We start from the raw sequence: 12244 nt of genomic DNA, 5'->3' as shown, positions 1-12244 counted from the left end.
TCAGTCCTGAAAGTTGATGAGGTCGAACGGACGGTTGAGCTTGGTACGCGGCTTGGGCAGCAGCCCTTGCAGGTCACCGCCTTCGGCGACGGCCTTGGCGAGCGCGTCGGCATCGCCGGGACGTGTGAGGCTCAGCGCCGCCGTCACACCCACCGACTCGGCGGCGGTCGAGGAGCCGCTCGTCATCACCTGACCCGCCTGCGCCAGTGCGATGCGATACGGATCGCCCAGCTGCCGTGCGGCGGACTCGGCGCGCACGTACTGCTCGGCACCGGCCTTCGTGTCACCGCCCGTGGTATGCAGCATGCCCAGTTCGAGACGCACCTCGGTCTCATGGAAGAGGTCACCCAGCTCGGCCGCGTTCGCGAGCGTGGTGTCCAGGTCCTCCAGAGCGGCGTCCCGCTCGCCCACGAGCAGCCGCAGCCCGGCGCTCCGGTAGGCGTGGTGCTTGCGGAAGCCCGCGTTCGACGAGCCGGCGGCCTGCTTGAACTTCTCCCAGGTCGCGAGCGCCGAGCCGTGCTTGCCGGCCTTCTCCTGGAGCACGCTGATGTTGGAGTACAGATTGATCCGCAGATGCGCGGCACTGGCGTCGGTGAGCCCGGCCATGCAGGCCAGCGCCTGCTTCTCGTGCTCGAAGGCCGCTCCGAGACGCCGTTCGGAGAACAGGGTCAGCCCGCGCAGGTTATGCAGCCAGCCACGCTCGCGGCGCACGCTCTCTGCCTCGTCAGACCGCTCCCTGACCGCCTCGAAACCCTGCTCGACCTCGGCGACGGCCTCCCCGAGCCGGTTCTTGCGCTTGGAGAGGGTGAGGGCGGAGTACAGGTGCGACTGGGCCCGCAGCTCCGGGGAGAGACCGGCCGCGTCCTCCCTGATGGAGCGGAAGCAGGCGACGGCCGTGTCCTGGTCGCCGCGGAAACCGGCCTGGATGCCGAGCACCTTCAGCAGGAAGCCGCGCACATCGGCGGTGCCGCGCAGGATCGCCGTCTCGAACTCGATGGCGTGGACGAGCTCTTCCTCGCGCTCCGCCTTGGTGAGCAGCCCGGGAATGTCCGACTCGGGGATACCGGACAGCAGCCCGATCGCCTCGTCGGCGACGGCGGCCATGCCCTCCCAGTTCGCGGAGAAGAACGCCCTGCGACAGTAGGCCAGTGCGGAGGACACCCGGTCCACGGCGGTACTCTCGGTGTCCCGCGCCCGCTGGTAGAGCTCGCCTTCCTCGGACACCGGCACGAAGCCGGCGTCGGAAGCCGATCCCAGGTCCATGACCAGGTCGTCCTCGGTGACCGGCAGCCCCATGCGGCGCAGGCACCGCACCCGCTCACGGCGGTAGTCGGCGTACCGGCCGACCGGCTCGCGCACCGATGTGGGCGCGTCCAGCAGCAGTTCGGCGCCTTCGACCACCTGCGCGTGCTCGAAGGCCCGCATGAAGCCGCGCAGCGAGGACAGATCGGTGCCGCCCACTCCGCTCAGCAGCAACGGCCTGCCCAGCTGCGCGGTTCCCGTGCAGAGGGCGGCCGCGGCCACCGTCAGTACCCGGTACACCTGCTCGCTCTCCCGGTGGAGCCGCCGCTCGGACGGCGCGAGCGCGATCTCCTCCAGCGGGGCGGTGCCGGGGGCGGTCTCGGCGGGGAACAGCTCCGCCCACTCCGACGGATGGCGGCCGGCGAGACCGGTGAAGTCGGCGCCATCGGCGCGCAGTGCGTCGATGCCCGCCCGCAGCCCCGTGTACGAGGCGGCGGGCCCCGAGTTCACATCGACCAGGACGGCGCTGCCGGAGGAGCGGCCCGCTTCGGCCGCACGCGTCACCATCGCGGGAGCTCGCTGGCGGCGAGGGCGAGCGGGGCGATCTTGTTCTCGACCTCGTCGAGGTCGAAGTCGACGTCGTCCAGGTCGTCGAGCGCCTCCAGCTCGGTGTCCTCGGCCTCGGCCTGCGGGGCCTGCACCTCGGGGGTCTCCTCGGGGTCGGTGGACTTCGTGGTGTCTTCCATGGCGCGCTCCATTCGGGATCACGGTCGGACGTGGGCATGCGGACGCGAAGGGTCCGGCGGCAGGGCGGCCGGAACCAAGGGGTCTGCGGGATCGTGGGGGACGGGTGTACAGGACAGGCGGCGGTCGGCGGGAAAGGGTCAGTCCGGATCAGTCGGGATCAGATCGGGTTGAGGGCTCAGCCGACCGGTGTGCGCATCCGGGCGAACTCGACCACTTGCCGGCCCACGGCGGCCAGTTGTGCCGCGATGTGCGGATCGGTGCTGCTGCCGTCGGACGCCAGGGTGACGTTCTCGGTGTTGACCGTCACTCCGAGGGGAGTGGGCCAGCCTCTCAGGGCGTGGACCACCGAGCGGAGACCCGCCAGCGCCGAGGCGGCCTGCGGACCGCGTGCGGTGACGACACAGCCGACGGCACGGCCATGGAGATAGGGCCGCGAGTCCTCGCGCAGGTCCTCCAGATAGTCGAGGGCGTTCTTCACCAGCCCGGAGACGCCACCGTGGTAGGCGGGCGTGCCGATCACCAGGCCGTCGGCGAGGGTGACGGCCTCGATGAGCCGTCTGGCGGCCTGGGTTCGCAGCTCCTCCCCGGGTGCGTACAACGGCAGTTGCAGGTCCCCTGCACCCAGCAGCAGGGTCCGGGCCCCCGCCGACGCGGAGGCTGCGAGAACCGCCCGGACCGCCCGTTCCGTCGAGGAACCAGGGCGGACGGTGCCACCGATGCCGACGATCAGGGGTCCGGCATCAGCTGAGGCGCCAACGTCGGGATTCTCCACCGAGGGACCGGAACCCGGTTCCGTCTCCAGCACGGTCACACCAAACCTCCTTGGCCGGTCGCGGGAATCCCGAGTGTAGGAAGGCCGGTTACGGAGTGGTTACGCGTTGGCCAGAGGATCGTCCGGGAGGCTGGACGGCGGCCTGCGCGGGCGCGTCGTGCACGCGCAGGACCCGCTCGAACAGCCGCTGCGTATCAGGGCTGACATCGATGTCCAGGCCATTCGACATCCGGGCGCTGCACAGCCTGTACCAGGACCTGGCCTGGCCCAACTGCCCGAGGTCGCCATGCACTTGGATCAGGGTCCGGTAGACGTCCTCCTGATACGGATCGATGTCCAGCGTGCGCCGGCACACATCGATCACCTCCGGCAGCTCACCCCGGTCCAGGGCTTCCTGGAGGAGGAAGTCCGCTGCTCCGAGAGCCAGCGATCGCACCCAGTCCTGCTGCTCCCTGGCCCAGTCGGCACTCTCTCCGGGCAGGAAGTCCCCGACATGGAGCTCCAGTGCGCGGCGGTAGTACGCCGCGGCCGTGATCCGGTCGCTGCGGGCCGCCGCTCTGTGCCCCTCGTTGCACAGCCGCTCGAACTCCTCGAAGTCCAGCCAGGCGTCATGGACCTTGAGGGTGTACCCGTACTCGTTGAAGACGATCTCCGCTGCGGGCTGTTCTTCGGCCGCCTGCTCGCCGCTGAGGATCTGGTGCACCGCGTGCTTGGCGACCTTGACGGAACTCGACCCCGCCGACCGGTTCCGGTCGGGCCACAGGGCGGCGTGCAGCTCGTCGCGGTCGACCGTACGGCCCCGGTTGATGAGCAGGTAGAGGAACAGTTCACGTGCTTTGCCTGCCCGCCATCGTTTGACCGGGTGTCCTCTTAATTCCAGTGAAAAGCCACCGAGGCAGCGTACGACGGCATGCGTGGATATCTTGGACATGCTGAAGACCCTCTTCCTTCGTGGGGGTAGACCAAACCCGTGAGCGGTCACGACGTTGCCTCTGGCGGAAGGCCCCACACCCCCACTGCCAGCAGTGGTGGTGAGAGTCTGCTCGGAGTCGTTGCGTACTCAGTTTCTTCACAACACGACGCTGCGGCAATGGGCGCCATCGATGACTGGAAAGATGGCCGGTAAGCGTCGCGGAAGAAGCGGTTCCGAGCGAAACGCAGTGGTGAGAGCCCGGAGAACTCAATGAACGCAAGGTTGAGCAGCTGCTGCTGACGGAGCACAATCACGCGGTTCGCGCTCGCTTGAACCCGCGTCAGGAATCTCCTTGTGTGGGACCTGTGTGCCTTCGTTGGGCGGAATGCTTCTCGGGAGGCGTTATGGGTCCGCACGGCATGGTCGATGGTCCTTTCGATTGCTTCGGGTCCGGCCGGTTCGTGAATGCCGCGCAATGCCAACGTTGTCATGGCTGTTGGTGATTGAGGATTGGCGGTCGTGGATAAGGCGCCTGGCCGGTGCACGGGGTTTTCGCGGTCGAACCCCGCGAAAACTCAATTCCCCCATGGCGCTGCCCGTAGAGCGTGTGCGTCGGGAGCGCGCCGTGGGCCCCAGTACAACCGGTGGCCGATCGGCAAAGCAAGGCGGACACGCCGTCCTGAGAGCATGTCCACACAAGGCATCCGCGGGGCAACCTGAGACGGGGACCCACCGTCTCAGGAAGGTGGGCACGCCGGTCGGGGACGCTCGTCAGCAGGGCGCTTCTGATGGCGCGTAGGCGGTCGCACAGGACTTCTCCGGTCAGGGCTCGTGGCGGTGGACAAGGACAGCTTGATCCATAAGGCTCCGCACGAGGGACGGGAGAACAACGTATGTAGGTACTTGGATGGCGGTGCACCCACATCCACGCTCATCGATCGCATGAGCGACCCACTGCTCCAGCGTGCCTATCCGGCCCGGATCGTCCCGCGATCCGGGCCATGGCCTGGTTGAAGATCGCCTGCCACCGGACAGGGTCTGCGCTGTGGCCCGCGGCCACCGAACGGTCTTCAGGAATCGGTACAACCCCGATGGCCGCGTCGTGGCCGTGCCCTTCCCCCGTTCCCGGCCGGGGTCCGCCGCGACACCGTCCCAGAGGCATCAGAAACGCCCTGGCGTCCTGCGCTGGAGATCCGTCGGCAGGAGTGTGCGAGGCGTTCGAGGATCTCGCCGACGGTAGCGCCGTGGCACTAGGTGGCGTCGCCCGCCGATACCGGCTCGCAGGGGACTGGTGTGGCCTGGTGGTAGTACAACCGCCAGGCCGTGTCCGCCCCTTGCCTGCGCCACAGCGAACTCCGCCGTGCGCGGCGGCCGTCGAGGACGGTCTCGTAGGTGAGATGCACCAAGCCCGGCGCCAGCGGCACGCCCTTGACAGCGGAAGGCTCATAGCGAGGGCCGTCCTCAGCCGCGCCTTCCAGCGTGGGCAGTGCGGCGAGCATCTCCTCGTAGGTCCACCGCCGGCCTGATGCGCCCACCTCGGTGAACTCCGGGTCCAGCAGCTCCCGGGCGAGGACGGCCGAGGTACGGACATCCGGGTTCATCAAGCGGAGTTCGGCCGCGATCGCCTCGGCCACCTAGTCTGTCTGATGGTTCATACGACGTATTGTTGCGGCTCTGCGGCATCTTAGGGCCGCTGCCCTGCCGAGGTCACGGTCCGGGGAATTCGCCCACGCCGCCTTCGCGATCGAGCACCATGGCATGCATGGTGCAGGGGGGAAGCAGGAGAACCACCGCAGGCGTGCTGGTCAGCGTGGTCGTGATCGTCGCGAGCATCGCCCTGACGTGGTGGATGCTGCCGCAGGTGAAGGTGAGCGACGCCGATCCGGCAGGCGTGCTGTCGCTCGCCGTCGGGGTGATCGGCACCGTGGCCGGAGTCGGTGGGCTCGCGGTCGCCGTGCGGTCCGCGCAGCAGCAGCGCACCGGTGAGATCGTGGCCCAGCTGCTCGCGCGTACGGTGGTGCGGCTGGAAGGCGCCGAGTACCGGCAGCTGCTCGGTGGCGGGACCTCCGCCCTCAACGGCCGTATCGACCTTCCTTTCACCGTGGTCGACGCGACCGGCGTCACCGGCGCGGCGGGATCCGCGGGCGCGCCGGGGATTCCCGCCGCGGGGACCCTGGAGACGGTGGCCGACTTCTTCCAGGGCCTGAGCCCGGGGCGTCTGGTGATCACCGGTACGCCCTCCCCGGTCAACGATCCCTCCGGAGCCCCGCCGGGCAGCGACGCCGGAACGGGCAAGACCGTGGTGGCTTCGGCCCTGGTGCTGCAACTCGCCGAACGCCGCGAGCCGGGCGCACGTGTTCCCGTGCGCCTCACCGCGGCCGCCTGGCCGGGGAGCGACATCCGGGCCTGGGTCATGTCCCATCTGATCGACGTCTACCGGCTCACCCGGCGCGACGCCGAACTGGTCGTGACGGAAGACCTGGTGCTCCCGGTCATCGACGGACTGGACGAACTGGACTCGGTCGCGATTCCCGGGCCACCGTGCCGGGCGGCACTGCTGCTGAGTGCCGTGGAGCGCTACGAGCGGGGAGCGGTCAAGGCTCCCGTCGTCATGACCTGCCGTGACCAGGTGTACCAGTCGCTCCAGCTCGCCGACTCACAACCGCAGGTGGTCGTGCACATCGCGCTCACCCGCGTCACCGGCGAACAGGCCCGGCACTACCTCGAGACCCGCGTCGGCTACTCCGCCCGCAACCGGGCGCGCTGGCAGCAGGTGCTCGACGCACTCGCTCCGCCACCCGGCGCGGCAGGCGCTCCCGACGCAGCCGTCGTCCAGGCACTGAGCACCCCATGGCGCCTGACCCTGGCCGCGGTCGTCTTCGAGGAACGGGACGAACACACACGGCAGTTTCGCCGCTCGCCCCACGACATACTCGCCCTCGCCCAGAGCGGGCAGCTCTACGGCCTGCTCCTCGACCAGTACGTGGCAGCGGCCGTCAAGAGCACACTCGCCCACCCCGACGAGACGGAGGACGAGTCCCGGCTGCGCGGCGAGGAGGAGGGGCGCACGCCGCTGCCCCGGCTGAAGGCCGCCGCCACCTGGCGGCACCTGGCCGTGCTCGCCGGGTATCTCCACTCCAACTCGCTCACCAGCGCCCGCCGCGCCGGACGGAACCTGTCCAGCACCGACCTGGTGCTGCACGAACTGTGGCCCCTGTCCCCCCGGTCGCGCGCCGTGGGCACCGCGCTGATCGCAGCGGTGCTCCTGCTGAGCATGCTCACCGGCGTGCACCTGCTGCGCCGCACCCATGGCGGCCAGGCGGCAGGAGAGGAGTTCCTGGTGCTGGTGTTCACCGTGCTCATCCTGGTGGCAACCTTCGTGGGGGCCTGGCCGGTGCCGCTGCAGCTCCGGCTACGCCCCATGACGACCTGGCCGCAGCGCCGCCGCGCACTGGGATGGGTCATCGGCGGGACCTTCGTCGGGCTGACGCTCGGCGGCGGGCTCGGCACCGCCGCCACCCTGCTGCTCACCGCGGTGTTCGGCTTCTTCATCGGCCTGATCGTGTTCTTCAGGGCGCTGCTCGGCCTGCCCTCCGTCGACATGGGGATCGGCAACCTGCTGAAGAACGTCTACCTCGTCATGATCTCGATATCTGTCACGGTCGGTGCCCTGGCCGGAGTGGCCAGGGCACTGTGGCGGCCCGTGACCGAGCCGACCGGCGATCCCCGCTCCTTCATCCGCAAGGACGCCCTCAGCGCCGTCGCCGTCGCCGCGGCCGTGGTCACCGCGATCGCTCTCGCCTTCGGGCTCGCGGCCCATGTGGCGGCGGTGGTCACCCGCACCCCGGGCCGCGGAGCCGCCCCGGCCGCCGCCCTCGGCTTCACCCTGGCTCTGGCGGCCGGTCCCTGCCTGGCCCTGGCCAGGGGCCGTGCCGGCGCGGCGAGCCTGCGCTACCTCGCCCTGCTGCTCTGTACGCGCCGGAGGCTTCCCTGGCGCCTGGGCCGCTTCCTCCACACCTGCCACCAGCTGGGCCTGCTGCGGACGGCCGGGGCCGGGTACCAGTTCCGCCACCGGGAACTCCAGGAGCACCTCGCGGCAGCGCCCACGCCCCCCGCCGGGTACTGACGGCGACCCAGCTTTGACAGCTGTCCACCAAGGGTATGGCCCGGGCATGAGCATGCCGGGCAGAGATGACGGGATCTGGTTCTTCCCCTGCGGAATGGACCGCGAGACGTACGAGACACTGCGCAGACTGGACACCCGGCGGCCCTCCCGGGATCGGGAGCAGTGGCTGAGCGACCGGTCCGCTCTGGAGCGGGCCGGCGTCGCCAGCACCTCCGGAGCCCTGTCTCCGTCGACCAGACAGCTCGCCGAGGCCGTGGTCGAGGCCGGCCGGGCCGCCGTCGCGGCAGCCCGGCTGCGGGAGGTGTCCCGGGAGGAGAGGTGGGAGGCGCAGGCCCACATAGCGGGCCGGGTCTGGCTCGGCGTTCATGTGCTCGACGGCATCAGCAGCCTCCCCGACGAGGACCGCACCGCGCGCCACGCCTATGCGCGCCGCATCCACGACGAGCTGCGTGCCCTCGCGGAGGCTCCCGCCACCTGACGTGGCCTGCCGGGGCACGGCAGGGCCGGAAAGTCAGTCCTCCTGCTCGGTGCGCGCCGCGTCCCTGGCCTTGATGCGCGCGGTCTCCTTGCGGACCTCGGCCTGGGTGGTCCGCTCCTTGCGCAGCCACTCGGGCTCGTCCTGCTTGAGCGCGTCGATCTGCTCCGTCGTGAGCGGCTCCGTGATGCCGCCGCGGGCGAGCCCGGAGATCGAGATGCCGAGCTTCGCCGCCACCACGGGGCGCGGATGCGGACCGTTGCGCCGCAGTTCCTGCAGCCACTCGGGCGGATCGGCCTGGAGGGCGTTCAGCTCGGTGCGCGAGACCGTGCCGTCACGGAACTCCGCGGGGGTGGCCTCGAGGTACACGCCCAGCTTCTTCGCCGCGGTGGCGGGCTTCATCGTCTGGGCGCTCTGTTGCGATGTCATACCGTCCAGGGTATTCGAGCGTGTGCACGACCTCTGACCAGGCCGGTAGCCTGGCTGCGTGACTGGCTCGGAAGTACCTCCCTCGTTCCGGCTTGCCTACGTCCCCGGAGTGACGCCCGCGAAGTGGGTGCGGATCTGGAACGAGCGGCTGCCCGACGTCCCCCTGCACCTCGTCTCGACGACCGCTGCCGAGGCTGGCAGCGTGCTGCGGGAGCGCGGCGTGGACGCGGGTCTCGTACGGCTGCCGGTCGACCGGACGGAGCTCAGCGCGATCCCCCTCTACACCGAGAAGACCGTGGTGGTGGTCCCCAAGGACCACATCGTGGCGGCGGTCGACGAGGTCACGCTCGCCGACCTGGCCGAGGAGATCGTCCTGCATCCTCTTGACGACGTGCTCGACTGGGAGCGTCCGCCCGGGCGGCCCGCCGTCGAGCGTCCCGCGACGACAGCGGATGCCATCGAGCTCGTGGCGGCGGGAGTGGGCCTGCTCGTGGTGCCGCAGTCACTCGCCCGGCTGCACCACCGCAGGGACCTCACCTACCGCCCGCTCACGGACGCCCCGGAATCCGGCATCGTGCTGTCCTGGCCACTGGACGACACCACGGATCTGGTGGAGCAGTTCATCGGTATCGTCCGCGGACGGACCGTCAACAGCACCCGGGGACGCCCGCAGACCGAGGCGCAGCCCAAGTCGAAGGGCGCACGGAAGCCGACGGGCACGTCCACGGGGAAGCCGTCCGGACGCTCCGGCACCCCCGGGAAGTCCGGCACACCCGGTAAGTCCGGGAAGGGCTCGCGCGGCGGCGGCCACAAGAGCGCAGGACGAGGCAAGCCGCGCCGCCGCTCGTAGTCCCCCTGTCGGTCGCGGTCGGGGTGCCCGGGTCGTTGCCTCTCGTCCTCTCTCCTGCCTGCTCGCAGCGGGTTTCCCAACGGCCTGCCGGAGGGGCGACGGGAAACCCGTCGACGCCCCGGAGCGACCGGGGAAAGGCTGAGGACGTCAGCACACAGCAAGACCCGCAAGGGGGACATCATGCGCAAGACCTTCCACGCCTTCGCAGCACTCGCGACCGCCGCCGCGGCCGTGATGGCGCTCACCGGCCCTGCCGAGGCCAAGCCCGCCGACTGGGCCGGCTGCCCGGACGGTGCGGTCTGCATCTACCCGCAGAACCAGAACCCGGCGGTCAGGCCGACCCATGTCTTCTGGAGCTACGGGGCCCACAACCTCAGCAACCAGTTCGGCAACCACTGGGTCCTCAACAACCAGACAGGTGGCGCGACCGCCGCCCTGTGCACCGGTTCCAACGGTGCGGGCTGCGGCGGGCGGATCGCCGCCGGGCACGGCGTCTACGCCGACCTCACACCGATCAACTCGATCACGCTGTACCGGCCGTAGCAGGAGAGCCGCGTCGGGGCCGTCCATCGCGGCTCCGACGCGGTTTCCGGGGTTCACCTTCGAGTCGTTTCGCCACACCGTTCGTCATACCAATGGAAAGGTTTGCTTTTCCCCACCGCCCCCGCACTAACGTGGGCATTTGCCGCCTCTGACCAGGGCGCAGATCGCCATGGGGGATCCATTGGGGGAGCAGCAGTACGGACACGGGGCCGACGACCCGGCCGAGCAGCCGGAAGGGATCGGGCCGGCCGGCCCGACCAGGCCGCACTTCCCCGCCCAGCTGAGACGGCTGCGGCAGGAAAGGGGCCTGTCGCTGTCTGATCTCTCGCGCCTGACGCACTACAGCAAGGGCTATCTCAGCAAGATCGAGACCGGTGCGAAGCGTGCGACGATCGATGTCGCGCGCCGCTGTGACCAGGTACTCCGGGCGGATGGCGAGCTGTTGGCGCTGCTGCCGGAACAGTCCTCGCAATCCGGCAGCCCCGCAGGCGGCGGCTCCGCCGCGCCCGGACCGCAGTCCGAGGGCGCATGCCCCTACCGCGGTCTGCCCGCCTTCACCCCTCGCGAGTCCGAGTGGTTCTTCGGCCGTGAGCGCGCGACCTCCGCGCTGGTCGACCGGGTCTTCGAACGGATCGGGCAGGGACCGCTGATGCTGGTCGCCCCCTCGGGCGCCGGCAAGTCATCTCTGCTCAACGCCGGTCTCGTACCGGCCCTCCGGCGCCCGGGGGGATTCCCCATGCCCGGCGCCGAGACCTGGCCCGTGGTCCGGTTCACCCCGACAGCGCGCCCCCTGGACGAGCTGCTCACCCGCACCGCCAAGGCGCTGGGCAGCGACCCCGGCCTCACCGTGAACGAGCTGAGGGAGCGTCCGGAGCGGCTGCTGGAGGTCGTACGGGCGCTGTCGGACGGCACGCCGTCCCGTTCCGAGCAGCATCGGCCGTCTCCACCGGTCCGGCCGGTGCTGCTGGTCGACCAGTTCGAGGAGTTGTTCACGCTCTGCTCCGACGCGGAGGAGCGGCACGCCTTCGTCCGGGTACTGTGCGCCGTGTCCGGACCCCGGCCGGACGCGGCGGGTCTCGACCCGGCAGTGGTGGTGCTCGGAGTGCGGGCTGACTTCTCCGGTGACTGCCTGGAGCTTTCCGAACTGGCCAGCGCCTTCACCGACGGACTGTTCGTGCTGCGCCCGATGTCCTTGACGGAACTGCGGGAGTCGATCACGCGACCCGCGGAGCTCGCGGGTGTCACTCTCGAACCGGGACTGGCCCAGCTGCTGCTGCGGGACGCCGGACTGCGCGACGGCCCGGGAACATCCGCCACCGGAGTGGTGTCCGAGGTCACGCCCTCCGGGGCGCTGCCCCTGGTGTCCCACGCGCTGATGGCCACCTGGCAGCAGCGCGAAGGCGCCATGCTGACCGTGTCCGGCTACGAGCGCACCGGGGGGATCCAGGGCGCCATCGCGCGCACCGCGGAGGACGCCTTCGCCCAGCTCTATCCGGCCGAACAGAAGACGATCCGCCGCCTCCTGGCACGGCTGGTCCATGTCGCGGACGGCACCGCGGCGACCCGGCGCCGGATGAGCAGAACGGCCCTGATGGAGCAGCTCGCCGACGCAGACGGTGTGGCGGCGACCCTCGACACCTTCGTACGCGCACGGCTGATCACGATGGGCAGCGACACCGTCGAGATCACCCACGAGGCCCTGCTGCACGCCTGGCCGCGGCTGCGCGGCTGGATCCACGCCGACCGTGCGGGACTGCTGATCCACCAGCAACTGGCCCTTGCCGCCGACGAATGGGAGCGCGCGGGCCGCGATCCGTCCGTGCTCTACCGCGGCACCCGGCTGGACACCGTCCGTTCCTGGGCCGACGAGCTGGACGGCAGAAGCCGGCTCAGCCCACGGGAGGAGGCGTTCCTGCTCGCCGGCCAGGCCGAGGAGGACGCGAGAGGGGAGCAGGCCCGGCGCCAGGTGCGGCGGCGGCAGCGGACGTCGGTCACCCTCGTGGTGCTGCTGATCCTGGCCCTGACCGCCGGAGGCCTCGCGTACCAGCAGCGCGAAGCCGCACGCGACCAGGAACGCGTCGCGCGCTCACGGGCCCTCGCCGTGCAGTCCACCCTCCTCGCCTCCGGCCGGCCGGAGGCATCGATGC

General features: G+C 70.3%; 11 protein-coding genes. 5 read left to right on the top strand and 6 right to left on the bottom strand.

Annotated features, from left to right (window positions below; all coding sequences use genetic code 11):
* The 5 genes from ACFV6V_RS24455 to ACFV6V_RS24435 form a co-directional block, all read right to left on the bottom strand.
* Entirely contained in the window at positions 1-1809 is a 1809-nt protein-coding gene (locus tag ACFV6V_RS24455; RefSeq protein ID WP_385568685.1) for a hypothetical protein, read from the bottom strand.
* Entirely contained in the window at positions 1803-2000 is a 198-nt protein-coding gene (locus tag ACFV6V_RS24450) for an ammosamide/lymphostin RiPP family protein (RefSeq protein ID WP_385568683.1), read from the bottom strand. Before ACFV6V_RS24450 ends, ACFV6V_RS24455 begins: the two co-directional genes overlap by 7 nt.
* 164 nt (positions 2001-2164) lie before the next feature.
* Positions 2165-2800 (bottom strand): NADPH-dependent FMN reductase, encoded by a 636-nt coding sequence (locus tag ACFV6V_RS24445; protein ID WP_385568681.1) that lies wholly within the window; start codon positions 2798-2800, stop codon positions 2165-2167.
* A gap of 49 nt (positions 2801-2849) precedes the next feature.
* A complete protein-coding gene (locus ACFV6V_RS24440) occupies positions 2850-3692 on the bottom strand; it encodes a BTAD domain-containing putative transcriptional regulator (protein WP_385568679.1) in 843 nt (280 codons plus the stop codon).
* Positions 3693-4924: 1232 nt separating this feature from the next.
* Positions 4925-5308 carry a DUF4440 domain-containing protein gene (locus tag ACFV6V_RS24435; RefSeq protein ID WP_385568677.1) on the bottom strand — a complete coding sequence of 128 codons (384 nt, stop codon included), beginning with the start codon at positions 5306-5308 and terminating at the stop codon, positions 4925-4927.
* A gap of 128 nt (positions 5309-5436) precedes the next feature.
* Here ACFV6V_RS24435 and ACFV6V_RS24430 point away from each other — a divergent pair, with 128 nt between their 5' ends.
* Both ACFV6V_RS24430 and ACFV6V_RS24425 read left to right on the top strand, forming a co-directional pair.
* A complete protein-coding gene (locus ACFV6V_RS24430) occupies positions 5437-7800 on the top strand; it encodes a hypothetical protein (RefSeq protein ID WP_385568675.1) in 2364 nt (787 codons plus the stop codon).
* Between the two features lie 46 nt (positions 7801-7846).
* On the top strand, positions 7847-8278 hold the full coding sequence (locus ACFV6V_RS24425; protein ID WP_385568672.1) for a hypothetical protein: 432 nt from the start codon (positions 7847-7849) through the stop codon (positions 8276-8278).
* Positions 8279-8311: 33 nt separating this feature from the next.
* On the opposite strand, the gene ACFV6V_RS24420 is transcribed toward ACFV6V_RS24425, so the two are convergent.
* Complete coding sequence (locus ACFV6V_RS24420) at positions 8312-8704, bottom strand: DUF5997 family protein (protein WP_385568669.1); 393 nt, start codon at positions 8702-8704, stop codon at positions 8312-8314.
* A gap of 58 nt (positions 8705-8762) precedes the next feature.
* On the opposite strand from ACFV6V_RS24420, the gene ACFV6V_RS24415 reads away from it, so the two are divergent.
* The 3 genes from ACFV6V_RS24415 to ACFV6V_RS24405 form a co-directional block, all read left to right on the top strand.
* A complete protein-coding gene (locus ACFV6V_RS24415; protein WP_385568666.1) occupies positions 8763-9554 on the top strand; it encodes a LysR substrate-binding domain-containing protein in 792 nt (263 codons plus the stop codon).
* 180 nt (positions 9555-9734) lie between these two features.
* Positions 9735-10097 (top strand): hypothetical protein, encoded by a 363-nt coding sequence (locus ACFV6V_RS24410; protein WP_385568664.1) that lies wholly within the window; start codon positions 9735-9737, stop codon positions 10095-10097.
* A gap of 139 nt (positions 10098-10236) precedes the next feature.
* The coding region (locus ACFV6V_RS24405; RefSeq protein ID WP_385568661.1) for a helix-turn-helix domain-containing protein at positions 10237-12244 on the top strand (2008 nt) is incomplete at its 3' end.

This window comes from Streptomyces sp. NPDC059828, from assembly GCF_042731955.1.
Classification (GTDB): Bacteria; Actinomycetota; Actinomycetes; order Streptomycetales; family Streptomycetaceae; genus Streptomyces.
Note: the sequence above shows the minus strand (reverse complement) of the source record. Positions and strands in the feature narration are given on the sequence as shown.